Here is a 23,627-nt window from a genome sequence, read left to right as displayed (position 1 = left end):
CCGGGTAAGGTGAAGCCGCCACCCGGCAAAACAACCTCACTCCTCTAACGACCGCAAATGGTCATCCTTTCGCAGCGTCATCAGCGCGAAAATACTCACCACCGCCGTTGCCATCACGTAATATGCCGGAATATCCAGGTTGCCCGTCTCTTTAATTAATCCGGTAATAATCAGTCCCGCACAGCCCGAGAAGATCGCGTTTGACAGGGAATACGCCAGCCCCAGACCGGTATAACGCACGCGCGTCGGGAACATTTCAGACAGCATCGCCGGCCCCGGTCCTGCCAGCATCCCCACCAGTCCGCCCGCAATTAGCACCACCATCGCTTTAACGGCCAGCGTGGCGGACTCAGCCTGCAACATTTTCAGCAGCGGCAGGGCGAGGATCAGCAGCAGGGCGGTGGCAATCATCATCACCGTGCGGCGGCCAATCTTGTCGCTCAGGATACCCGAGGGAATGATGGTCAGCGCAAAGCCGATATTCGAAATCACCGCTATCAGCAGTGCCTGATTAAACCCGGTGTGTAGCGCCGACTGGAGATAGGTTGGCATAATCACCAGGTAGGTATACCCTGCCGCCGACCAGACCATGACCCGGCAAATGCCCATCAGAATCGTTTTGAGCGTGGCGGAGGTGCTGGCCTGAGCCACAACCGGTTTTTCCTTCTGCTGCACAAAGCTCGGCGTCTCTTCCATACTCACACGCAGCCATAGCGCGACAGCCCCCATCGGCAGCGCAAGGAAGAATGGAATACGCCAGCCCCAGTCATGTAATGCCTCAGGCGTGAGAAGGGCGGAGAGCAGTGCCACAATCCCCGCGCCCGCTAGCAGCCCGAGCGCCACGGTAAAGGACTGCCACGCGCCATACAGACCGCGCTTGCCGCGTGGAGCGAACTCTGTCATCAACGAAACTGCACCACCGTACTCTCCGCCTGCGAACAATCCCTGCAAAATGCGCAGCAGCGTAACGATCAGCGGTGCGGCAATGCCTATGCTGGCGTAGACGGGCACAAGACCAATGGCTGTGGTGGCGAGCGTCATCAGTACCAGCACAATGATCAGCGTCGGTTTCCGGCCAATCCTGTCGCCGATGCGGCCAAATACCACCGCACCCAGGGGACGGAAGAAGAACGCGATAGCAAACGAGGCCCAGGTGAGGATCAGGCTGGTCAGTCCCGCTTCTCCCTCGAGCTGGAAGAAGTTTCTGGCAATCACGGTCGCCATAAAACCGTAGACCGCAAACTCATACCACTCGATGAAGTTACCAATGGAGCCTGCAATTAATGCTCGCTTGTGCGCATCCGGTTGCATAACGATCCTCACTGAAAGGGGTAAGAATAAATTATTCAACAAAAGCGGAGTGATGAAATAGTTTATTCTTATGTTCTGTGAGCTATTTCACGAATGATATCAGCGGGATCGCCAGCTTGTGACCCCCCTCCCATGCAGCGTGCACGCGGCCTGTCCATACTTATCCTCATTGCCACTGAAGGAGGGAGACAGCATGCACTGGCAGACCCATACCGTTTTCAATCAACCGGCACCGCTTTCAAACAGCAACCTTTTCCTCTCCGACTGCGCCCTGCGTGACGCGGTTTCCCGCGAGGGGGCCGAGTGGGATAGCGAGCTGCTCGCCAGTATCGGGCAGCAGTTAGGGACCGCAGAGTCGCTGGAGCTGGGCAGGCTGGCCAACGTCAACCCACCGGAGCTGTTACGCTACGACGCCACCGGAGAGCGGCTGGACGATATTCGCTTTCACCCCGCCTGGCACCTCCTGATGCAGGGGCTCTGTGCCAACCGGGTACATAACCTGGCGTGGGAAGAGGAGGCGCGAAGAGGTTCCTTTGTGGCCAGAGCGGCCCGGTTTGTTTTGCATGCGCAGGTTGAAGCCGGCACGCTTTGCCCCGTCACCATGACCTTCGCCGCCACGCCGCTGTTGCAACAGTCGCTACCTAAACCGTTTCATGCATGGTTAACGCCGCTGATGAGCGATCGCTACGATCCCCATCTCGTGCCGGGTGGGCAAAAACGCGGGCTGCTGATCGGCATGGGGATGACGGAAAAGCAGGGGGGATCCGATGTCCTGAGCAACACCACCAAAGCGGAAAAATGCAGCGACGGTAGCTACCGTCTGGTAGGCCATAAATGGTTTTTCTCCGTCCCGCAGAGTGATGCGCATCTGGTGCTGGCTCAGGCAAAAGGTGGCTTATCCTGCTTTTTTGTCCCGCGCTTTTTACCTGACGGACAACGTAACGCCGTACGGCTGGAGCGCCTGAAGGACAAGCTCGGGAACCGCTCCAACGCGAGCAGCGAGGCGGAGTTTCTTGATGCCTCCGGCTGGCTGCTGGGGGAAGAAGGGGAAGGGGTACGGCAGATCCTCAAAATGGGCGGTCTGACGCGCTTCGACTGCGCGCTGGGCAGCCATGGTTTAATGCGCCGGGCGCTGTCTGTGGCGTTGTACCACGCTCATCAGCGGCAAACCTTCGGTAAAAATCTCATCGATCAGCCGTTAATGCGTGAGGTCTTAAGCCGCATGGCGCTGATGCTGGAGGGGCAAACGGCACTGCTGTTCCGTCTCGCCCGCGCGTGGGATAAACGCGTGGATCCGCAAGAGGCGGCCTGGGCACGGCTGTTTACGCCGGCCGCGAAATTTAGCGTCTGCAAAGCGGGTATCCCGTTTGTGGCAGAGGCGATGGAGGTGCTGGGCGGCGTAGGGTACTGCGAGGAGAGTGAGCTTCCCCGCCTGTATCGCGAAATGCCGGTGAACAGTATCTGGGAAGGCTCAGGCAATATCATGTGCCTGGACGTGCTGCGCGTGCTGACGAAGCAGCCCGGGATCCACGACCTGCTGGCCGATGAGTTTGCGCAGGTCAAAGGGCAGGACAGACACTTTGACCGTAGCTGGCGCCAGCTTCAGCAAAAGCTGCGTAAACCACAGGAGGCGCAGGGGCGGGAGATCGCGCAGCAGCTTTTCTTGCTGGGAGCCGGGAGCCAGATGCTGCGGCACGCATCGCCGCCCGTGGCGCAGGCGTGGTGCCGCATGATGCTGGATACCCGTGGCGGTACGCTGATGAGCGAGCAGGTGCAAAGCGATTTGCTGCTGCGCGCCACGGGCAGGGTTGGCTAGCGTTTAAGCTGGAACAGACTGACCAGTTGGGTAAGGTGTAAACCTTTCTCGCGCAGCGTGTGTGCGGTTTGTTCGCTGCGCGAGACGCGATCGGCGTTGATGTGTGACGCTTCACCAATGTGGGTCATGGCGAGATTCACCTGGCCAATCCCCGCGGATTGCTCGCGCGATGCATGGTTAATTTCGGTGACCAGCTGGCTGATGTTATCGATATGAACGATGATGGAATCCATAGCCAGACGCGTCTGTTCAGACAGCGCGTGACCTTCGCTCACTTTTCTCAGCGTATCGCCAATCAGCTGTTCTATCTCTTTCACCGCGTTGGCGCTCCGGCCCGCCAGCGCGCGAACTTCCTGGGCAACCACCGCAAAACCTTTTCCGTGCTCGCCTGCACGTGCCGCTTCTACCGCCGCATTCAGCGCCAGAATATTGGTCTGAAACGCGATGGACTCAATCACGCGGGTAATATCTTCGATACGTTTTGACGCTTCGCGAATGTCATCCATCGTGGCAACCGCATGGGTTACCGTTTCACCCCCCTCGTGAACCGCGCGTGAGGTTTCTCCCACCAGTTGCTGCGTTTGCTCCATGTTGGCGGCATTTTGCTGTACGGTCGCGGCCAGTTGCTCCATGCTGGCTGAGGTCTCCTCCACGCTGCTGGCCTGCTTGTTGATCTGCTCTGAGATCTCGCCGGTATCGGAGGCCAGCGCGTTAGTCCCCGTCTGGATCTCACCTGCAGCCTCGCGAACCTGCAGAACAATTTTTTGCAGCCCGCCGCCAATGCCGTTAATGGCGTCAATCAGCTGTCCGACCTCGTCCCGGCGCGTCACGGGCAGGCTGGAGCGAAGATCGCCGTCGGCATACTGCCGTGCAAGCTGGATCACGTTGCGCAGCGGTTGCGTCAGCATACGGCGAATAAGGACCACGAACAGGCCTGCAAAGAGGACCGACAAGACCACACCGGCCAGCAGGAAGCGATCGCGCATGGCGGTGACGCTTGAAAGCAGCACTGACTTATCCACTTCGCCCACGATAGTCCAGTTCCAGCCGGGTAGCGGGGTATAGGCCATTTTCAGCGTCCGTCCGTCGTCACTTACGCGCTCCAGGGTGCCGGGTTTATCATCCAGAAGCTGCTGTTGTGTCGCGCTGTCCCACTTCGGCAGTTGTCCCTCTTCCGTGGTGTGGAACAGGTATTGCCCGCGTGTTTTGCCGTTGCTGCGATCCAGCACGAAGAAGTGACCGCTCTCGCCCAGGCGGCGGTTGAGGATTTTCTCGCGCATGACGTTCCAGGAGTGGCTAATGTCCACCCCGACAAAGACGATCGCAATGACATGACCTTCGGCGTTTTTCACCGGCTGGTACTGGGTGATATAGCGTTTGCCAAACAGCAGCGCCAGGCCACGGTAGACATCACCTTTATTGGCGGCGGCAAAGGCCGGGCTGGAGGTATCCAGAACGGTCCCCATTGCCCGCTCGCCATTCTCTTTACGCAGGGAGGTGGCGACGCGAATAAAGTCGTTACCGCTGCGAACAAATAGCGTGGAGATGGCCCCCGTTCGGTTCAGGAAGTCGTCAGAAAAAGTGGTATTTTCATGGAGTTCCGTGTCCCCGCCTTTCAGCAGAGGAACATTGAGCCCGTTAATTGTCCGGGTCTGAAGCGTATCGACGCTAAATGGCTGGGGCAAAAAAGTCGTAAACAGTCTGGTATAGCTTTCGACTTCTTCACTCAGGCTGGTGTTGAACATTTGCACCATATCGACCATACCGGTGGACTGGTTATGCAGGTCTTCTACCGCGAGGGCTTCAAGCTGCTGGCTGGCTTTTTGGCTGAGCAGGAAAGTGAAAAGCAGAAACAGCACGGCAACACTGACGCCCGTCAGCAGCGATAGCTTTGTCCCGAGGCCCGCACGGCGGAAAAAATTGATCATAAATTGCTCATCATTGAAAAGGTATGGTTCTTCAACGGCAGAGCGGGGATTACGTTTACTGAATTAGTGTAACAAAATGTTATTGAATTGTTTTTATATGGTTTTGTAAAAGATAAAAAATTTGCAAAGACGAAAAGCCACTAAAAATAAGTGGCTTTTATCAGGAAGGTGCTTAGACGTAGAGAATGGCCTGTACCCGCCAGTGGTCGACATGGTTATCTTCCTGCATCTGGATGATGCGATACCATGACGCACCCTGTTCATCGGCTTTTAATGCCACGATACGTTCAACATCTTGCGGGCTCCCCGAAATGTTATTGACGGAGATGTGGCCTATTTCATTCAGACCTGTTACGCAATCCGCGCTGGCAAATTCTGCTGACTGCGCGGTGGTGCTCACCAGGCCTGCTGAGAGCAACAGAGAGGTCAAAGCAAGAGTTCGTTTCATCGTCAGCTCCATTTCACATATCTCCGGTATCCGCCGGGCAATCCTTCGCGAATAAACTCCTTTCCATTGACGCGGGCATGGAGTTTATTGTGGACAGGAAAATGTCTATGGACGCAAAGCAGTGTAAATGTCGTTCAAAGGAAAACCATTACTGACGGTATAAAATGGCCTGTGAATACCACTGCCCCGTAATGATGGTTTCATCGACCATAATAATGACGTAATAATCTGCTTTGGCGGCGACGGCTTGTGCCTTTATTGCCTCTTCTGCGTCATCCGGAGAACCGCGAACCAGCGCGGAGACGGTGCCCATTCGTTGTAATCCTTCTGTCTGATTACGACGAATCTCCTGCGGGTGATCGGCAACCGGGGGAGCGGGTTGCGGCGTTCCCTGCAGTGCGCTACAGCCACTGAGAAGAAGCACCAGCAATAAAGCTGCAAACCTGTGCATAACCATATCTCTTTTCCTGATAGCCATAGTGTAGTTGTCTGCGAATTTCGTTTTGGGGGAATGTTCCCGAAGTGTTATCTGGGGCGTAATTTTCGAATGAAAATAGCCTGAAACCGTAACCCAGTTCTCAACATTATGAATCATTCATTCGTACAGGGTCGACAATGATTGAAATTGAAATACGCCGTCTCGGCGACCATGAAATTTTACACGCCATGCCGACGGGGAAACGTGATAAACCGCTGCCAGTTGTGGTTTTTTATCATGGATTTACCTCGTCAAAGCTGGTTTACAGTTATTTTGCGGTGGCGCTGGCGCAGGCCGGTTTTCGTGTCGTCATGCCGGATGCCCCCGATCACGGTGCGCGCTTTACGGGGGATGAACAGGCGCGGCTTGGTCAGTTCTGGCCCATTCTGCACGGCAGTCTGACCGAGTTTTCCGGGCTGCGCGATGCGCTTTATGACGCAGGGCTGGTGGCCGATAACCGGCTGGCGGTTGCCGGGGCCTCGATGGGCGGCATGACGGCGCTGGGGATTATGACGCATCATCCTGAAGTGAGATCCGTCGCCTGTCTGATGGGCTCCGGCTACTTTACGTCGCTGGCGAAGACGCTTTTTCCCCCGCAAGATTTGACGGAAATGACGGCGAAGCTGGCTGACTGGGAAGTGACTCACGCACTGCCGCGCGTGGCCGATCGTCCGCTTCTGCTGTGGCACGGTGACGCAGATGACGTAGTACCGCCTGACGGCACCTTTCGCCTGCAGCAGGCGCTAAAGCGTGAGGGACTGGACGGCAATCTGACCTGTTTGTGGGAATCGGGCGTCCGCCACCGCATTACGCCAGCGGCGCTGGAGGCCACGGTGGCGTTTTTCCGCCAGCACCTTTAAACCCGCAGGATTTTGACGCCCTGATCTTCCAGTTTCTGGAGGATCTCGGGGTTAGCCCCTTTGCCGGTGATCACCATGTCGATCTGTTCTGCGCGGCTGAACAGCATGCCTGCGCGTTCACCGACTTTACTGCTGTCGACCAGCACGACGAGTTTGCCCACAACGTTCAGCATGTTTTGTTCTGCCATTGCAGTCAGCATATCGGTTTTATATAAACCGTCAGCAGTCAGGCCTTTGCCGCTGGTAAACATCCAGTGCCCGGCGTAAAGACTGTTTTCACTGTCCTGGGGGCTAAGGGTGATGGACTGGCTCTTATTGTACTGGCCGCCCATGATCACCACGCTGTCATGCTCCTGGTCGATAAGATAGTTGGCGAGCGGTAGGTAGTTGGTGATGATCTGCACCGGCTTGCCGCACATCTCGCGGCCCAGCAAAAATGCCGTAGACCCGCAGTTGATGACGACGCTCTCACCCGGGTTCACCAGCTGTGAGGCGGCTCTGGCGATCCGCACTTTTTCATCGTGATTCTGCGCCTGATGGATATTCATCGGCGACCAGCGTGGACGCTGCTGGCTGATGGCTTCTGCGCCGTTGCGGACTTTTTTCAGTTTGCCGCTCTCATCCAGCTTGTTAATGTCCCGCCGCGCGGTGGCGGGGGAGATGCCTAAACGTTCGATCACTTTCTCGACGGTGATAAACCCTGTTTGCGCCAGGAGTTCCAGTAAAATTTGATGCCGTTGCGCTTCCGTCATGAGCTATTCCGATAAGAATTGATTTGAAAAGATGATATTTGAAATAGCGTGAAATTACTAAAATAAATATGAAATCGCCAGACTCAGGGTCTGGCGATGTGGCCGGATAATCAGAGGAAGGACTTAAACGGCAGGTCTGGCTCAATAGTAAAGCAATCATCGAAACCGCGTGGGTAGTGGTACTCAAGATTGTCTTTATCCAGCGGCCAGGTGAACTTGCCGCCTACCTGCCAGATAAATGGCTTGAAGCCGTACTTCAGGCGGTCTTTTTTCATCTCCCACAGCACGCGAATTTCCTGCGGATCGGCCTGGAAGTTTGACCAGATGTCGTGGTGGAACGGAATCACGACCTTGGTGTTCAGCGCTTCCGCCATACGCAGCATATCGGCGCTGGTCATCTTGTCGGTAATTCCACGTGGATTCTCGCCGTAGGAGCCCAGCGCCACGTCAATCTGATGGTCATTACCGTGCTTCGCGTAGTAGTTGGAGTAGTGTGAGTCGCCGCTGTGGTACAGGGAACCGCCAGGGGTTTTGAACAGGTAGTTGACGGCGCGCTCGTCCATGCCGTCCGGCAGAACGCCTGCGGCTTTCTGGTCAGCCGGCAGCGTAATCAGTGCGGTACGGTCAAAGGCATCCAGGGCGTGAATTTCAATGTCTTTGATTTTCACCACGTCGCCTGGCTTCATCACGATGCAGCGCTCTTTTGGCACGCCCCAGCCAATCCAGAGATCCACGCAGGTCTGCGGCCCGATAAACGGCACGTCGTCCGCGCAGTTTTGCATTACTGCCGCCGCCACGTTCACGTCAATATGATCGTTGTGATCGTGGGTGGAGAGCACGGCATCGATTTGGCGAATGGCAAAAGGGTCGAGCACAAACGGCGTGGTACGCAGGTTCGGTTGCAGTTTTTCCACGCCGGCCATGCGCTGCATCTGGTGGCCTTTTTTCATCAACGGATTGCCGTGGCTCTGTTTGCCTGTGCCGCACCAGAAATCGACGCAAATATTGGCGCCACCCTCGGATTTCAGCCAGATACCGGTGCAGCCCAGCCACCACATGGCAAAAGTACCAGGAGCAACCTGTTCCTGTTCGATCTCTTCGTTCAGCCAGCTACCCCACTCCGGGAAGGTGCTCAGAATCCATGATTCACGGGTGATGGTGTTCACTTTACTCATCGTTTTGACTCCTGGTTTTAATCAAAAGTAATCATATGGCGATTTGTTGTGATTAACTCTGGCACCATTTGACGTGCTTTGCAATGACAAAAGTGCGTAATTTTAACTGTGCGATATCACAGATACTTCGCTTTATCCTTGTTAGACTATCCGCTGTTAATGATTAATTACATGAATTATAAAGAATAATTCATTTTGTTTGTGCGGTAGTGAAAACCATTACTAACACCATGGAAATAATTTGCGTGATACGTCACAAATAATCAAATTCAATCTTGTGATGATTATTTGTGATTACTAGAGTGATGACACCAACCACACAGGGATTGCCCCTCGTGTTCTCATTTCTGGAGAGAGTTATGGAGATCCTCTACAACGTCTTTACCGTTTTCTTCAATCAGGTAATGACCAACGCCCCGCTGCTGCTGGGTATCGTGACGTGCCTGGGTTACATCCTGCTGCGTAAAAGCGTCAGCGTGATCATCAAAGGCACGATTAAGACCATTATCGGTTTTATGCTGTTGCAGGCGGGGTCAGGCATCCTGACCAGCACGTTTAAGCCAGTCGTCGCCAAAATGGCGGAGGTCTACGGTATAAACGGTGCAATTTCCGATACTTATGCCTCTATGATGGCCACGATTGACCGCATGGGTGACGCCTACAGCTGGGTGGGTTACGCGGTTCTGCTCGCGCTGGCGCTGAACATTATCTACGTGTTGCTGCGTCGCATTACCGGTATTCGCACCATCATGCTTACCGGTCACATCATGTTCCAGCAGGCGGGTCTGATCGCGGTTTCTCTCTATATCTTCGGTTACCCAATGTGGACCACGATTATCTGCACCGCGGTGCTGGTCTCGCTCTATTGGGGCATCACCTCCAACATGATGTACAAGCCGACCCAGGAAGTAACCGACGGCTGTGGCTTCTCCATCGGCCATCAGCAGCAGTTTGCGGCCTGGGTTGCTTATAAAGTTGCGCCGTGGCTAGGGAAAAAAGAGGAGAGCGTTGAAGACCTCAAGATGCCCGGTTGGCTGAATATCTTCCACGACAACATCGTCTCGACGGCGATTGTGATGACCCTGTTCTTCGGCGCCATTCTGCTCTCCTTTGGCATTGACGTTGTGCAGGCGATGGCGGGCAAAACGCACTGGACGATTTATATCCTGCAGACCGGTTTCTCCTTCGCGGTGGCCATTTTCATTATCACCCAGGGCGTGCGTATGTTCGTCGCCGAGCTCTCTGAAGCCTTCAACGGCATCTCTCAGCGCCTGATCCCGGGAGCCGTTCTGGCAATTGACTGTGCGGCCATCTATAGCTTCGCGCCAAACGCCGTCGTCTGGGGCTTTATGTGGGGCACCATCGGCCAGCTGATTGCGGCGGGTATCCTGGTGGCCTGCGGCTCCTCAATCCTGATTATTCCTGGCTTTATCCCGATGTTCTTCTCCAACGCCACCATCGGCGTCTTTGCTAACCACTTCGGCGGCTGGCGTGCAGCGCTCAAGATCTGCCTGGTGATGGGGATGGTGGAAATCTTCGGTTGCGTGTGGGCGGTCAAGCTCACCGGTATGAGCGCCTGGATGGGCATGGCGGACTGGTCAATCCTGGCGCCGCCGATGATGCAGGGCTTTGCGTCCGTCGGGCTGGTCTTTATGGCCGTCATCATCCTGATTGCACTGGCTTATATGTTCTTCGCTGGCCGTTCGCTGCGAGCAGAAGAAGATGCAGAAAAACAAACAGCAGAAGTTTCTGCTCACTAAGGAGTTTCGATTATGACCGTACGTATCCTGGCTGTGTGTGGCAATGGGCAAGGCAGCTCCATGATCATGAAGATGAAAGTGGACCAGTTTTTAACCCAGTCAAACATCGACCACACGGTAAACAGCTGCGCAGTGGGTGAATACAAAAGTGAGCTGAACGGCGCAGACATCATCATCGCGTCAACTCACATTGCCGGCGAGATTAGCGTGTCGGGCAACAAATATGTGGTGGGCGTGCGCAACATGCTGTCGCCTGCGGATTTCGGACCAAAACTGCTGGAAGTGATCAAAGAACACTTCCCACAAGACGTGAAGTAAGGACCCGACATGAAACTACGAGATTCGCTGGCAGAGAATGACTCCATCCTTTTGCAGGCTGACGCCAGCACCTGGCAGGAAGCGGTGAAGCTGAGCGTGGATCTGCTGGTTAAGGCGGATGTTGTCGAGCCGCGTTATTACCAGGCCATTCTGGATGGCGTGGCGCAGCACGGCCCCTATTTTGTGATTGCCCCGGGGCTGGCTATGCCGCACGGCCGCCCGGAAGAGGGCGTGAAGAAAACCGGCTTTGCGCTGGTCACGCTGAAAACGCCGCTGGTCTTCAACCATGAAGATAACGACCCGGTCGATATCCTGATCACCATGGCGGCTGTCGATGCCAATACCCACCAGGAGGTGGGCATCATGCAGATCGTCAATCTGTTTGATGATGAAGCCAATTTTGACCGTTTACGCGCCTGCCGTACCGCGCAGGAAGTGCTGGATTTAATTGATAACGCCACTGCGGCGGCCGTTTAAGAGGAATTGAACATGTCATTACCAATGTTGCAGGTTGCGCTGGATAACCAGACGCTGTCCGATGCTTATGAAACCACCCGCCTGATTGCCGAAGAGGTAGACATCATTGAAGTGGGTACCATTCTGTGCGTGGGCGAAGGCGTTCGCGCCGTTCGTGACCTGAAGGCGCTCTACCCGCACAAAATCGTACTGGCTGATGCCAAAATCGCTGACGCGGGCAAAATCCTCTCCCGCATGTGTTTTGAAGCCAACGCCGACTGGGTCACCGTGATCTGCTGCGCGGATATCAACACTGCCAAAGGCGCGCTGGATGTGGCAAAAGAGTTTAACGGCGACGTGCAGATTGAACTGACCGGTTTCTGGACCTGGGAGCAGGCACAGGCGTGGCGCGATGCGGGGATCCAGCAGGTGGTGTACCACCGCAGCCGTGATGCGCAGGCCGCTGGCGTGGCGTGGGGCGACGCGGACATCAGCGCGATTAAACGTCTGGCCGAAATGGGCTTCAAAGTGACCGTGACCGGTGGCCTGGCGCTGGAAGATCTGCCGCTGTTCAAGGGTATCCCGATTCACGTCTTTATCGCGGGTCGTAGCATCCGTGACGCGGCGTCTCCGGTGGAAGCAGCGCGTCAGTTCAAACGCTCAATCGCTCAGCTTTGGGGCTAAGGAGCGGGTATGTTGTCAAAACAGGTTCCGCTTGGCATCTATGAAAAGGCACTCCCTACGGGGAGTGCTGGCTGGCGCGGTTACAGCTGGCGAAGCAGCTGGGTTTCGATTTTGTCGAAATGTCAGTGGATGAGACGGATGAACGCCTCTCTCGCCTCGACTGGAGCCGCGAGCAGCGTCTGGCGCTGGTGAGCGCCATTGCCGAAACGGGCGTGCGCGTGCCGTCCATGTGCCTGAGCGCTCACCGTCGTTTTCCCCTCGGCAGCGAAGATGATGCCGTGCGGGCGCAGGGGCTGGAGATCATGCGCAAAGCCATTCGCTTTGCTCAGGATGTCGGTATCCGTGTGATCCAGCTGGCGGGTTATGACGTTTACTATCAGGAAGCCAACGATGAAACGCGCCGTCGTTTCCGTGACGGTCTGAAAGAGAGCGTTGAAATGGCAAGCCGCGCGCAGGTGACGCTGGCGATGGAGATCATGGACTACCCGTTAATGAACTCCATCAGCAAGGCACTGGGCTACGCGCACTATCTGAATAACCCGTGGTTCCAGCTCTATCCGGATATCGGCAACCTGTCGGCATGGGATAACGACGTGCAGATGGAGCTGCAGGCGGGCATCGGGCATATCGTGGCGGTGCACGTCAAAGATACCCGTCCAGGCGTGTTTAAAAACGTACCGTTCGGCACCGGGGTGGTGGAGTTCGAACGATGCTTCGAGACGCTCAAGCAGACAGGGTATTGCGGGCCTTACCTGATTGAGATGTGGAGCGAGACGTCTGACGACCCGGCAGCGGAAGTGGCAAACGCGCGGGACTGGGTGCGCGAGCGTATGGCGCGAGCAGGTTTGCTGGAGGTGGAACATGCTTAAGCTTAAACAGCAGGTCTATGAAGCCAATATGGATTTGCCGCGCTATGGCCTGGTAACGTTCACCTGGGGTAACGTCAGCGCGATTGACCGAGAGCGCGGCCTCATCGTCATTAAACCCAGCGGAGTGGCGTATGAGACCATGAAGGTCGACGATATGGTTGTCGTGGACCTTGAAGGAAACGTCGTAGAGGGACAGTGGCGTCCTTCTTCGGATACCGCTACCCATCTGGCGCTTTATCGACGTTATCCCTCCCTCGGCGGGGTAGTGCATACCCACTCAACCCATGCCACCGCCTGGGCACAGGCTGGGCTTGCCATCCCGGCGCTGGGCACGACGCACGCGGATTACTTCTTCGGGGATATTCCCTGCACGCGCGCGTTAACGCAGGCCGAGGTGGAAGGCGAGTACGAGCTCAACACCGGCAAGGTGATTATCGAAACGCTGGGTGAGTCAGAACCGCTGCATACGCCGGGAATTGTGGTGTACCAACACGGTCCGTTCTCCTGGGGTAAAGATGCTCACGACGCTGTGCATAATGCTGTGGTGATGGAAGAGGTGGCCAAAATGGCGTGGATTGCCCGCGACATAAATCCACAGCTTCAGGGGATTGATGATTACCTGATGAACAAGCATTTCATGCGCAAGCACGGCCCGAATGCCTATTACGGGCAGAAGTAAATAAGTGCTCTGGAATACCGAAAAACAGTTGTAACCGGTGGTATTTCAGAGCCATTTAAAAAAAAAGCCCCCGGGCAGGGGGCAACGTAAACTATGGCTATGTTCTCGTTGTTGGCTTTCCTGGTGCTAGCGTTAAAGCGTTATCGGTAAATGTCTGCACTGGCGTGCATATTGCCGTTGCTGCCGGGCTCACGGATTAACATCACGTGGTAATAGGTTGCGCCTTGGGCATCGGTCTCTTCATTTAGTGCCTGATCTGCTTCGCTTTCAGTGGCGAAATTATGATTGATATAGATTACGCCTAAGCTTTGCACATCATCCATGTTCCTGGCCTGCCGGCCGTCTATTTTGATGGCTGCCATCGCGTTTGCACTGAGCAAAAGCGCAGCCATAATGGCTAATGCGATTTTTTTCATGATATGCGCTCCACGACTGCGTGCTGTGAGAGAGGGAATACTCCTTCTTTAATTCAGGTGTTCTCTGATTAAAGTGTAATCATTCATACGGCGGGGATGCGTGACCATTTCTGATGCAGTTGTTCAAAAAAACAACGCTTCCTGGTGTGTTCAATTTTAAATCACCCACTTAGACCCGCTTTACGCTTTGTGCGAATTATTTGTGCAATCAGCTTGAGTTTCCAGGGGCGCGCAAGTATTATGACGCGTCAATTTTTCAGCCGACCTTTAACACGTTCCTTGCCTCCCCGGGCCTCGGCTGACCCAGACAGGAGGCTGAATAATCCGTAAGGAGCAATTCGATGCGTCATTACGAAATCGTTTTTATGGTCCATCCTGACCAGAGCGAACAGGTTCCGGGTATGATCGAGCGTTACTCTGCTGCCATCACTGGTGCAGAAGGTACGATCCACCGTCTGGAAGACTGGGGCCGCCGTCAGCTGGCTTACCCGATCAACAAACTGCACAAAGCACACTACGTTCTGATGAACGTTGAAGCGCCGCAGGAAGTGATCGATGAGCTGGAAACTACCTTCCGCTTCAACGATGCCGTTATCCGCAGCATGGTTATGCGTACCAAAAACGCAGTTACCGAAGCATCTCCGATGGTTAAAGCGAAAGACGAGCGCCGTGAGCGTCGCGATGATTTCGCAAACGAAACCGCAGATGATTCTGATGCTGGGGATTCTGAAGAGTAATTTCTGATGACCAACCGTCTGGCGTTGTCCGGCATCGTATGCAGGGCTCCCCTTCGAAAGGTCAGTCCATCAGGAATTCCGCATTGCCAGTTCGTGCTTGAGCATCGTTCTGTGCAAGAGGAAGCCGGGTTTCACCGGCAGGCGTGGTGCCAAATGCCCGTTATTATTAGCGGACACGAAAACCAGGCCATTACTCACAGTTTAACGGTCGGTAGCGCAGTAATCGTTCAGGGGTTCATCTCTTGCCACAAGGCAAAGAACGGCCTGAGCAAAATGGTTCTGCATGCCGAGCAGATTGATTTGATAGATTCTGGAGACTAGCCATATGGCACGTTATTTCCGTCGTCGCAAGTTCTGCCGTTTCACCGCGGAAGGCGTTCAAGAGATCGACTATAAAGATATCGCAACGCTGAAAAACTACATCACCGAAAGCGGTAAGATTGTCCCAAGCCGTATCACCGGTACTCGTGCAAAATATCAGCGTCAGCTGGCTCGCGCTATCAAACGCGCTCGCTACCTGTCCCTGCTGCCGTACACTGATCGTCATCAGTAATCGGGCACGGTCCATTAATACGACTTTAAGAGGATAAGGTAATGCAAGTTATTCTGCTTGATAAAGTAGCAAACCTGGGCAGCCTGGGTGATCAGGTAAACGTTAAAGCGGGTTACGCTCGTAACTTCCTGGTTCCACAGGGTAAAGCTGTTCCAGCTACTAAGAAAAACGTAGAGTTTTTCGAAGCACGTCGTGCTGAACTGGAAGCCAAACTGGCTGACGTTCTGGCGGCTGCTAACGCTCGCGCTGAAGCAATCAACGCACTGGGCACCGTTACCATCGCGTCTAAAGCTGGCGACGAAGGTAAACTGTTCGGTTCCATCGGTACCCGCGATATCGCTGATGCAGTGACTGCAGCAGGCGTTAAAGTGGCTAAGAGCGAAGTTCGCATGCCGAACGGCGTTCTGCGTACCACTGGTGAGCACGAAGTTGACTTCCAGGTTCACAGCGAAGTGTTCGCTAAACTGGTTGTTAACGTTGTAGCTGAGTAATTTTTTACTCTGCTCACGTTGAAACGCCGGCCTTGTGCCGGCGTTTTGCTTTTTAAAGAACCAGGTTTTAACGCGCCCGGACAAAACTGCCGTCCGGCTGGCGGGTAAACAGCACCTGCTGACCATTTCCTGTATCAATCGTTAAGCCTGTCACCACACCGCTGGCATTCTGGCGAATCTGTACCATCTGACCATTCTGCAGGTTACTGAGCGGCTTACCCGCACCTTCCACTTTTGCCATGGCATACACGTCAGTCGGCGGCAGGTTGTGATCGCGGAAAAGCTGCGCCAGGGTTTTACCCGGCTCGACGCGATAGGAGCGCCACTGCTGCTCAATGCCCGTAGGCTGCTGAGCCTGCTGCTCTACCGGGGCGGAGGTTTGAGCCTGATCTTCCTGGACGGGCTCCGGTTCAACCGGCGCGACCTGACCCGGATCGTTCGAAGGGGTCACCAGTTGCGTTTGCATCGGCTGTGCATCAGGCTGCGGCCGCGTTTGCGACTGAATATCCAGTTGTGCATTGCGGGTGACAGGGGCGGTATCGGCATCATCACCGCCGGAAGGAAGCAGGAAGCCCACGATCACCATCAGCGCACCAATGATAATCCCTCTGCGATGCAGGGGAGGCAGCGGGTCCATAATGCGAAAATTGTCCGGCGCCTGCCAGATTTTCGCCAGGGTAGGTTTCAGTTCAAATCGCCCGGGCATGGCTCTCCTCCTGCTCCGCGTCTTTTTTATCCTGTGCATCGAAGTATAGTTTGCTAACTGCCTGAACGGCGTAGCAAACCCGACATCCGTGACATCAGTTCGGGATTAATCCTGGTTGTCTCTATTGTTTCTGTTTCGTCGCGGTTTGTCACCTTAACTTCAGACAAAGTTTTACCCATAAGGGCATGGCTGCTATGCTGCCCGCTACTTTAAATGTGATGGAAGGAAAACCCATGACCACCCCGACTTTTGACACTATCGAAGCGCAGGCAAGTTACGGTATCGGCTTGCAGGTAGGACAGCAGCTGAGCGAATCCGGCCTGGAAGGTCTGTTACCAGAAGCGCTGGTGGCGGGTATCGCTGACGCGCTGGAAGGTAAACAGCCTGCTGTTCCGGTTGACGTTGTTCACCGCGCACTGCGTGAAATTCATGAACGAGCTGACGCTGTGCGTCGCGCGCGTTTCGAAGAGATGGCGGCCGAAGGCGTGAAATATCTGGAAGAGAACCGTGAGCGTGAAGGCGTGAACAGCACCGAGTCTGGCCTGCAGTTCCGCGTGATCAACCAGGGCGACGGCGCAATCCCGGCACGTACCGACCACGTTCGCGTACATTATACCGGTAAACTGATCGACGGCACCGTGTTTGACAGCTCCGTGGCGCGTGGCGAACCGGCAGAATTCCCGGTCAACGGCGTGATCGCAGGCTGGATTGAAGCGCTGACCCTGATGCCAGTTGGCTCCAAATGGGAACTGACTATCCCGCACAACCTGGCTTACGGCGAGCGTGGTGCTGGCGCATCCATCCCGCCATTCAGCACCCTGGTATTTGAAGTCGAGCTGCTGGAAATCCTGTAATCGACTTTTCTTATTTCCTCTCTCCGTTCGGGGAGAGGAAAATAGTGATAAAACCTATAGTTACGACGTTATCAATATTTTATCTTGCAAACGAAACTTTTGCGTGTATTTTTGTGAGCTGTTTCGCGCTGTATGAGTGATATGACACTCACTTTCAACATATTATTAACATAATATCTAAATCATAGTATTCATCCCGCCGATTCTTACCTAATATCGATAAGCCCTTACAAGGGGAACGTCATCTTTTGACGTATTTAAAGGCCAGAAGAGCCTTAACAACACAGACAGGCATAAACAGGAAAAATTACATGGTAGATCAGGTCAAAGTCGCCGCTGCAGAAGAGGCGACGTCTGAACAGTCGCTACGGCGCAATCTCACAAACCGTCATATTCAGCTTATCGCCATAGGTGGGGCCATCGGGACCGGGCTGTTTATGGGGTCAGGCAAAACCATCAGTCTTGCCGGGCCGTCGATCATCTTCGTTTATATGATCATTGGTTTCATGCTGTTCTTCGTGATGCGGGCAATGGGTGAATTGCTGCTCTCGAACCTCGAATACAAATCCTTCAGCGACTTCGCGTCTGACCTGCTCGGTCCATGGGCAGGCTATTTCACCGGCTGGACCTACTGGTTCTGCTGGGTTGTTACCGGTATGGCGGACGTCGTGGCGATTACCGCCTACGCACAGTTCTGGTTCCCGGGACTGTCAGACTGGGTGGCCTCGCTGGCGGTTATCGCTTTGCTGCTGAGCCTCAACCTCGCCACCGTAAAAATGTTCGGTGAGATGGAGTTCTGGTTCGCGATGATCAAGATTGTCGCTATCGTGGGGCTGATTGTTGTGGGCCTGGTGATGGTACTGACGCACTTCCAGTCGCCAACCGGCGTACAGGCGTCATTTACCCATCTGTGGAATGACGGCGGCTGGTTCCCGAAAGGCATCAGCGGCTTCTTTGCCGGCTTCCAGATTGCGGTGTTCGCGTTTGTGGGCATTGAGCTGGTGGGAACCACGGCGGCCGAAACTAAAGATCCCGAGAAGTCTCTCCCGCGCGCCATTAACTCGATTCCGGTTCGTATCATCATGTTCTACGTCTTCGCGCTGATCATCATTATGTCCGTGACGCCGTGGAGCTCCGTGGTGCCGAGCAAGAGCCCGTTCGTTGAACTGTTTGTGCTGGTAGGGCTGCCCGCTGCGGCAAGCCTGATTAACTTCGTCGTGCTGACCTCTGCGGCGTCGTCCGCGAACAGCGGTGTATTCTCAACCAGCCGTATGCTGTTTGGTCTGGCGCAGGAGGGCGTGGCGCCGAGCGCCTTTGCGAAACTGTCTAAGCGTGCGGTACCGGCGAAAGGGCTGACTTTCTCCTGCATGTGCCTGCTGGGCGGCGTGGTCATGCTCTACGTGAACCCAAGCGTGATTGGCGCGTTCACCATGATCACCACGGTCTCTGCAATCCTGTTTATGTTCGTCTGGACCATTATCCTCTGCTCGTACCTGGTGTACCGCAAACAGCGTCCACACCTGCATGAGAAGTCGATCTACAAGATGCCGCTGGGCAAGCTGATGTGCTGGGTGTGCATGGCGTTCTTCGTGTTCGTGCTGGTGCTGCTGACGCTGGAAGATGATACCCGTCAGGCGCTGATTGTTACGCCGCTGTGGTTTATCGCGCTGGGGCTGGGCTGGGTGTTTATCGGTAAGAAACGTATGGCAGGCGTAAGATAAAAGCAAAACGGCAACTTCAGTTGCCGTTTTTAGTTTTTGCACCCTCTCCCTGTGGGAGAGGGCATCAGGCCGCAGCGGCTTTTTTTATTCCCCAGCTAATGCCCGCGGGAACAACACGTTGTTCTCAAGACTGATGTGTTCCATCAGGTCATCGATCATCTCGTTAATGCCGTTGTACATCGCTTTCCAGGTGGTGCACGCCTCTGGCGGCGGTGTGACGTTGTGGGTGGTGTGTTTGATCACTTCCAGCAGTTCGCCCGCATCATCATGCTCGCTTTCCATCACGCTAATCGGACCCATTGCCTGGCTGCCCATTCCCTGTTTAATCATCGGGAAGAGGATCTGTTCTTCTTTCATCATGTGGCTGGAAAGCTCTTCGTGCAGCATGGTCAGATATTTCGCCAGACCGCGGGGTACGGAAGGTTTGTCAGCATGTACGCGCTCGACTTTGGTCGCCTGCAGGATCAGCTCCGGCAGTTGCTCCCGGTGGCGATCGTGGTAACGCACAATGATGTGGTCGATGATTTCTGCGAGCGGGGCGGTACGCCAGTCTTTATCAACAGGCTGTTCGGCCAGTTGCGCCAGCTCTGCTTCAATCACCTCCACATCCAGCTCCTTACGTGAGGCCGCTCGCGCGAGGGTTTGCTTACCGCCGCAGCAGTAATCCATATCGTATTTACGGAACAGCGCAGAAGCGCGAGGGATGGAGAGCGCCAGCTCGCCGAGGGGTTGGTCGCGAAAGGCCATAGCAGTTACCTCGTCATCAAGAATATAAGATGCATATTAAATGCATCTTTAAGGCGACGCTATAACCCTTTAGAGGGAAGGGGAAAAGTGAGATGTAAGTCACAAAAAAATTATCCGGGTTAACGCCCTGAATGGACTCAGGAAAGTGGTTTAGAAAGTTTTTAAAGGTGGAGAAACAGTAAACAACCCGCCTTGCCTGCCGATATATCCACGTCAGACAAACCTGCATATAACAAAGGCAACGTATGTTTAAACGTATAAAAGTTATTACTCTTCTTATTTCGGTGCTGCTTGTACTCGGCATCATGCAAGTGATTTCCGCGGGGATCTTTATCAACGCGCTGAACAACGATAAAGACAATTTCACCGTGTCGCAGCTCTCCAGCAAGAATGTGGCGGAGTTTACCGATGCGTGGATCAGCCTGAACCAGGCGCGCGTGACGCTGAACCGTGGGATGCTGCGTCTGCAAAGCAGCATGGCCTCTCAGATTAACGGCGGACAGCTGAACGAGCTGGTTAACACGGCGAAAAACCTGCTCGCAGATGCCCAGGTTCATTACGATAAATACTACGCGCTGCCAGAAACGCCGGGCCTGGATGAAAAACTGGCCGATCGGCTGGAAGAGCAGTACCGCACATACTCCGCCACGTTGACGCAAATGAACGTGCTGCTGAGCCAGGGCAATCTGGAAGACATGTTCAAGCAGAACGCTGAGCAAAAACAGACTGCGATGCAGGCGGTTTATCGCGAGTGGCGCGAAGCACAGGCAACGCTTACCGATAAAGGCATCCAGGACAATGAAAGCGACTACAAACGCATTCTGTTGATCCTCTCTGCGGTAATGCTGCTGGTCATTGTGGTGATTATTTCCAGCTGGATCGCCATGCGACGCGTGCTGCTGCTGCCTCTGGAAGAGGTGATCAACCATATTCGCGCCATTGCGGCAGGGGATTTAACCCAGCCGATTCAGGCTGACGGTAAGAACGAAATGGCGATCCTGGCGCGCAACGTGCAGGAGATGCAGACCTCGCTGGCGAACACCGTTGGCGTGGTGCGTGAAGGTGCCGACACCATCTACACCGGAGCCGGTGAAATTTCTGCCGGGAGTAACGACCTTTCTTCCCGTACTGAGCAGCAGGCGGCTTCCCTGGAAGAAACGGCAGCCAGCATGGAACAGCTGACGGCCACCGTGAAGCAGAACGCCGATAACGCCCGTCAGGCTTCCCGTCTGGCACTGGATGCCTCCTCAACGGCGAAGAAGGGCGGGAACGTGGTGGAAGGTGTCGTGCGCACGATGGACGAAATCGCCACCAGTTCCAGTAAAATTGCGCAAATTACCAACGTAATCGACGGTATTGCTTTCCAGACCAACATTCTGGCGTTGAACGCGGCGGTAGAGGCTGCGCGTGCAGGTGAACAGGGCCGTGGCTTTGCGGTGGTCGCAGGGGAAGTACGTACCCTCGCCCAGCGCAGTGCTCAGGCGGCGAAAGAGATCAAAGCGCTGATCGACGATTCCGGCGAGCGCGTGAACGCCGGCTCGCAGCTGGTTAACGAAGCCGGGGCGACGATGGCGGAGATCGTCAATGCGGTCACCCGCGTGACGGACATTATGGGCGAGATCGCCTCAGCCTCTGACGAGCAGAGCCGCGGTATCGACCAGGTGGGCCAGGCGGTGGCTGAAATGGATCGCGTGACCCAGCAGAACGCCTCGCTGGTCGAGGAATCTGCGGCCGCGGCGGCCGCGCTGGAAGATCAGGCTGCACGCCTGAATGACGCGGTGGCGGTGTTTAAAATTACCCGTAATCAGGCGGTCAAAGCCGCGCCGGTGAAAACCTACGTGCCGAAAGCGCAGCCCGCAGCGAGCGTGCCTGAAGCGAACTGGGAAACGTTTTAACCTGGTGCCGGGTGGCGCTGACGCTTACCCGGCCTACAAAATCGCTCCGTGTAGGCCGGGTAAGGCGTAGCCGCCACCCGGCAAAAATCACACTTCTGATGCTGACACAACCCTCGGTTTTTCCGGCTTCGCTCTCACCGCCATCACCACCCCAACGACCAGCAACACAATCCCACAGGCCGTTAATACAGGCGGTACGCTCTGGCGCATCAGGAAGGTATAAAGCAGCCCGGCCAGGGTTTCGAAAACAATCAGCGGCCCCAGGATCACCGTTGGCAGTTTCTGGCTGGCAATGTTCCAGCACAGCGCGCCCACCCAGGAACACAGCACTGCAATCGCCACCATCAGGGCAACAAATACCCACGGTCTGGGTCCGAAGGGTTGGGCGAAATCGGGCTGTTGATGGCCTAACCAGAGGCACGCTCCAACATATCCCAGCAGTGAAACGGGCAACGTAACCAGGGCCTGAGCCGTCGCCCACATCATCGGATGCTTGTCCGGGTTCTCACGCAGCCAGCGTGCATTGCGCAGGGCATACCATGCCCAACACGCCACGGAAACGAACGCCAGCAGAATGCCGGAGCCGTAACGCCACAGATCAAAGTCCTCCAGCCCATGACGCAGCTCGGCAATATTGACGCATATTAGCCCTACGGCGGTACACAACAGCGCAGGCACCATTTTTGGCCACGCCAGTTTGCCATCGCGGTGGCTATAGAGCAGGTTAGCAAAGATGGGGATGACAACCGGCAGTGTGCCGATAATCATGGTCGAGACCGGGGCCCCGGTGCGTTGAATGGCACTCGCCAGGCAAACGTAATAGATGAGGTTGCCCATCATGGTCAGCGCCAGCGCGGTGCGCCAGTCCTGACGGCTAAGCTGACGCAGGCGCGCGCGTCCCAGCCATGCCAGAGGTAAGGCTATCAGCCCCAGCGCCAGATAACGTCCGGTCGACTGCAGTATTGCCGGGTATTCGGGCACGATCAGCGGGCCAACAAAAATCAGCCCCCACATCATCCCTGCCAGCAGGGCATACAACACGCCACTAATCATTTTTCCATCCCTATTGCTTCACGTTGCGCTCAGTGTAGGAGGGGCAAATGCGCGCGTATTGTATGAGATTGCGCATTAGCGCCGGGTGACCTGCTTCTGGTAGCGCACGGGCGTAATGCCGTAGCGGCGGGTAAATGCCCGGGTCAAATGTGACTGGTCGGTCAGCCCGGTCGCCGCAGCGACCTCAGCTGCGGGCATGCCATGGGTGAGGAACGCTTTGGCGCGCCACAGGCGGATAGCCATCAGCATCTGGTGCGGCGTAACGTGGAAATGGGCTTTGAACTGGCGCTGAAAATGATACGGACTGAGCGAAACGACGTTGGCCAGCTCATCCAGCGTCAGGGAGTGCATATAGTTGTCATGCAGATACTCACGCACACGTTCGAAGCGGTGCGCACCTTCCTGAACCACCGGCGCGTGATGGGCCAGGGGCTGAAAGGTCTCAATCAGATCCAGCAATAATCCTTTTTGCGCCAGCGGATCGTCCGTATGCCACAGGCCATAGATGAGCCTGCCGATTTGCTGCGAGCGCTGGGGGTCAAAACGGGTCACCTCGCTGAACCACCAGTGCCGGAGGCCGGTTACCTCTTCCAGCAGGTCAGGTTCGATGTAAACCATCCGGTAGCGCCAGCCGCCTTCGGTGGCGGATTCCCCGGTGTGGATCTCGTCCGGGTTCATGGTAACGACGGATTTCTCCGGCGCGAGGTGCTGGGTACCGCGATAGCGAAAACGTTCGGCACCGGTTTCAATCGTGCCGATCCCGAAGGCTTCATGGGTGTGAGGCTCAAAGGCGTAGCGGGAAATATGCGCGTGATAGAGTTCGATGCCCGGCACCTGCGCCAGATGGCGAAAGCGCGCGCTGTCTCTCTCATCAATGAACTGTTCCGGTACGCCTTGCACGTTGAGCCTCCTCGTGGTCA

Annotated in this window: 25 protein-coding genes and 1 pseudogene; 15 read left to right on the top strand and 11 right to left on the bottom strand. The window is 55.3% G+C overall.

Annotated elements, in window-relative coordinates; genetic code table 11:
* Positions 1–36 precede the first annotated feature (36 nt).
* On the bottom strand, positions 37–1,311 hold the full coding sequence (locus A4308_RS00735; RefSeq protein ID WP_045134423.1) for an MFS transporter: 1,275 nt from the start codon (positions 1,309–1,311) through the stop codon (positions 37–39).
* Between the two features lie 193 nt (positions 1,312–1,504).
* Between A4308_RS00735 and A4308_RS00730 the strand changes: the two genes are divergently transcribed.
* Positions 1,505–3,127, top strand: coding sequence for an isovaleryl-CoA dehydrogenase (locus A4308_RS00730; RefSeq protein ID WP_045134422.1), 1,623 nt, complete (start codon positions 1,505–1,507; stop codon positions 3,125–3,127).
* Here A4308_RS00730 and A4308_RS00725 read toward each other — a convergent pair.
* From A4308_RS00725 to bsmA, 3 genes are all read right to left on the bottom strand, one after another.
* Positions 3,124–5,055, bottom strand: coding sequence for a methyl-accepting chemotaxis protein (locus tag A4308_RS00725; protein WP_045134421.1), 1,932 nt, complete (start codon positions 5,053–5,055; stop codon positions 3,124–3,126). The two genes, A4308_RS00730 and A4308_RS00725, sit on opposite strands and share 4 nt — an antisense overlap.
* Positions 5,056–5,227: 172 nt before the next feature.
* Positions 5,228–5,515 (bottom strand): DUF1471 family protease activator YjfN, encoded by a 288-nt coding sequence (yjfN, locus tag A4308_RS00720; RefSeq protein WP_023331857.1) that lies wholly within the window; start codon positions 5,513–5,515, stop codon positions 5,228–5,230.
* A 136-nt stretch (positions 5,516–5,651) separates the two neighbouring features.
* On the bottom strand, positions 5,652–5,981 hold the full coding sequence (bsmA, locus tag A4308_RS00715) for a biofilm peroxide resistance protein BsmA (RefSeq protein WP_014882237.1): 330 nt from the start codon (positions 5,979–5,981) through the stop codon (positions 5,652–5,654).
* 137 nt (positions 5,982–6,118) lie between these two features.
* Here bsmA and yjfP point away from each other — a divergent pair, with 137 nt between their 5' ends.
* On the top strand, positions 6,119–6,841 hold the full coding sequence (gene yjfP / locus A4308_RS00710) for an esterase (RefSeq protein ID WP_045134419.1): 723 nt from the start codon (positions 6,119–6,121) through the stop codon (positions 6,839–6,841).
* Here yjfP and ulaR read toward each other — a convergent pair.
* Positions 6,838–7,593 carry an HTH-type transcriptional regulator UlaR gene (ulaR, locus tag A4308_RS00705; RefSeq protein WP_014882239.1) on the bottom strand — a complete coding sequence of 252 codons (756 nt, stop codon included), beginning with the start codon at positions 7,591–7,593 and terminating at the stop codon, positions 6,838–6,840. The genes yjfP and ulaR overlap by 4 nt on opposite strands.
* Before the next feature lie 110 nt (positions 7,594–7,703).
* On the bottom strand, positions 7,704–8,768 hold the full coding sequence (gene ulaG, locus A4308_RS00700; RefSeq protein WP_045134418.1) for an L-ascorbate 6-phosphate lactonase: 1,065 nt from the start codon (positions 8,766–8,768) through the stop codon (positions 7,704–7,706).
* 359 nt (positions 8,769–9,127) lie between these two features.
* On the opposite strand from ulaG, the gene ulaA reads away from it, so the two are divergent.
* From ulaA to A4308_RS00670, 6 genes and pseudogenes are all read left to right on the top strand, one after another.
* Positions 9,128–10,528 carry a PTS ascorbate transporter subunit IIC gene (ulaA, locus tag A4308_RS00695; protein WP_063308448.1) on the top strand — a complete coding sequence of 467 codons (1,401 nt, stop codon included), beginning with the start codon at positions 9,128–9,130 and terminating at the stop codon, positions 10,526–10,528.
* Between the two features lie 12 nt (positions 10,529–10,540).
* The gene (ulaB, locus tag A4308_RS00690) at positions 10,541–10,846 is read left to right on the top strand and encodes a PTS ascorbate transporter subunit IIB (RefSeq protein ID WP_003856022.1); all 306 of its coding nucleotides are present in this window, start codon (positions 10,541–10,543) and stop codon (positions 10,844–10,846) included.
* 9 nt (positions 10,847–10,855) lie between these two features.
* Complete coding sequence (gene ulaC / locus A4308_RS00685) at positions 10,856–11,323, top strand: PTS ascorbate transporter subunit IIA (protein ID WP_014882241.1); 468 nt, start codon at positions 10,856–10,858, stop codon at positions 11,321–11,323.
* A gap of 12 nt (positions 11,324–11,335) precedes the next feature.
* Positions 11,336–11,986 (top strand): 3-keto-L-gulonate-6-phosphate decarboxylase UlaD, encoded by a 651-nt coding sequence (gene ulaD, locus A4308_RS00680; protein WP_032637676.1) that lies wholly within the window; start codon positions 11,336–11,338, stop codon positions 11,984–11,986.
* Positions 11,987–11,995: 9 nt separating this feature from the next.
* Positions 11,996–12,855: pseudogene (locus tag A4308_RS00675) on the top strand (L-ribulose-5-phosphate 3-epimerase).
* Positions 12,848–13,534 (top strand): L-ribulose-5-phosphate 4-epimerase, encoded by a 687-nt coding sequence (locus A4308_RS00670; protein WP_045134415.1) that lies wholly within the window; start codon positions 12,848–12,850, stop codon positions 13,532–13,534. Before A4308_RS00675 ends, A4308_RS00670 begins: the two are co-directional and overlap by 8 nt.
* 140 nt (positions 13,535–13,674) lie before the next feature.
* On the opposite strand, the gene yjfY is transcribed toward A4308_RS00670, so the two are convergent.
* Positions 13,675–13,950, bottom strand: a complete 276-nt coding sequence (gene yjfY, locus A4308_RS00665) for a DUF1471 family protein YjfY (protein WP_014882245.1) — start codon at positions 13,948–13,950, stop codon at positions 13,675–13,677.
* Positions 13,951–14,291: 341 nt separating this feature from the next.
* On the opposite strand from yjfY, the gene rpsF reads away from it, so the two are divergent.
* Genes rpsF through rplI form a run of 4 tightly spaced genes read left to right on the top strand, consistent with a single transcriptional unit; the run spans position 14,292 to position 15,731 of the window.
* The gene (gene rpsF / locus A4308_RS00660) at positions 14,292–14,687 is read left to right on the top strand and encodes a 30S ribosomal protein S6 (protein WP_014068637.1); all 396 of its coding nucleotides are present in this window, start codon (positions 14,292–14,294) and stop codon (positions 14,685–14,687) included.
* A gap of 6 nt (positions 14,688–14,693) precedes the next feature.
* The gene (gene priB, locus A4308_RS00655; RefSeq protein ID WP_008502895.1) at positions 14,694–15,008 is read left to right on the top strand and encodes a primosomal replication protein N; all 315 of its coding nucleotides are present in this window, start codon (positions 14,694–14,696) and stop codon (positions 15,006–15,008) included.
* Positions 15,009–15,012: 4 nt separating this feature from the next.
* Positions 15,013–15,240: a 30S ribosomal protein S18 gene (rpsR, locus tag A4308_RS00650; RefSeq protein WP_000135199.1), complete on the top strand. Its 228-nt coding sequence runs from the start codon at positions 15,013–15,015 to the stop codon at positions 15,238–15,240.
* Positions 15,241–15,281: 41 nt separating this feature from the next.
* Entirely contained in the window at positions 15,282–15,731 is a 450-nt protein-coding gene (gene rplI, locus A4308_RS00645) for a 50S ribosomal protein L9 (RefSeq protein ID WP_006810372.1), read from the top strand.
* Positions 15,732–15,798: 67 nt separating this feature from the next.
* Here the strand turns inward: rplI and A4308_RS00640 are convergent, their stop codons facing one another.
* A complete protein-coding gene (locus A4308_RS00640) occupies positions 15,799–16,437 on the bottom strand; it encodes an OapA family protein (protein WP_045134414.1) in 639 nt (212 codons plus the stop codon).
* 233 nt (positions 16,438–16,670) lie between these two features.
* Here A4308_RS00640 and fklB point away from each other — a divergent pair, with 233 nt between their 5' ends.
* Positions 16,671–17,291 (top strand): FKBP-type peptidyl-prolyl cis-trans isomerase, encoded by a 621-nt coding sequence (gene fklB, locus A4308_RS00635; RefSeq protein WP_008502892.1) that lies wholly within the window; start codon positions 16,671–16,673, stop codon positions 17,289–17,291.
* A 311-nt stretch (positions 17,292–17,602) separates the two neighbouring features.
* Entirely contained in the window at positions 17,603–19,012 is a 1,410-nt protein-coding gene (cycA, locus tag A4308_RS00630) for a D-serine/D-alanine/glycine transporter (protein ID WP_014882247.1), read from the top strand.
* Between the two features lie 84 nt (positions 19,013–19,096).
* Here the strand turns inward: cycA and ytfE are convergent, their stop codons facing one another.
* Positions 19,097–19,759 carry an iron-sulfur cluster repair protein YtfE gene (ytfE, locus tag A4308_RS00625; protein WP_045134413.1) on the bottom strand — a complete coding sequence of 221 codons (663 nt, stop codon included), beginning with the start codon at positions 19,757–19,759 and terminating at the stop codon, positions 19,097–19,099.
* Positions 19,760–20,004: 245 nt separating this feature from the next.
* Here ytfE and A4308_RS00620 point away from each other — a divergent pair, with 245 nt between their 5' ends.
* Complete coding sequence (locus A4308_RS00620; protein WP_063308447.1) at positions 20,005–21,654, top strand: methyl-accepting chemotaxis protein; 1,650 nt, start codon at positions 20,005–20,007, stop codon at positions 21,652–21,654.
* A gap of 87 nt (positions 21,655–21,741) precedes the next feature.
* Here A4308_RS00620 and A4308_RS00615 read toward each other — a convergent pair whose 3' ends face one another.
* Both A4308_RS00615 and A4308_RS00610 read right to left on the bottom strand, forming a co-directional pair.
* On the bottom strand, positions 21,742–22,707 hold the full coding sequence (locus A4308_RS00615; protein WP_014882250.1) for a DMT family transporter: 966 nt from the start codon (positions 22,705–22,707) through the stop codon (positions 21,742–21,744).
* A 75-nt stretch (positions 22,708–22,782) separates the two neighbouring features.
* Positions 22,783–23,607, bottom strand: coding sequence for an AraC family transcriptional regulator (locus A4308_RS00610; protein ID WP_023331867.1), 825 nt, complete (start codon positions 23,605–23,607; stop codon positions 22,783–22,785).
* Positions 23,608–23,627: the final 20 nt, after the last annotated feature.

This window comes from Enterobacter sp. ODB01, assembly GCF_001623605.1.
GTDB classification, from domain to species: Bacteria; Pseudomonadota; Gammaproteobacteria; order Enterobacterales; family Enterobacteriaceae; genus Enterobacter; species Enterobacter kobei.
Note: the sequence above shows the minus strand (reverse complement) of the source record. Positions and strands in the feature narration are given on the sequence as shown.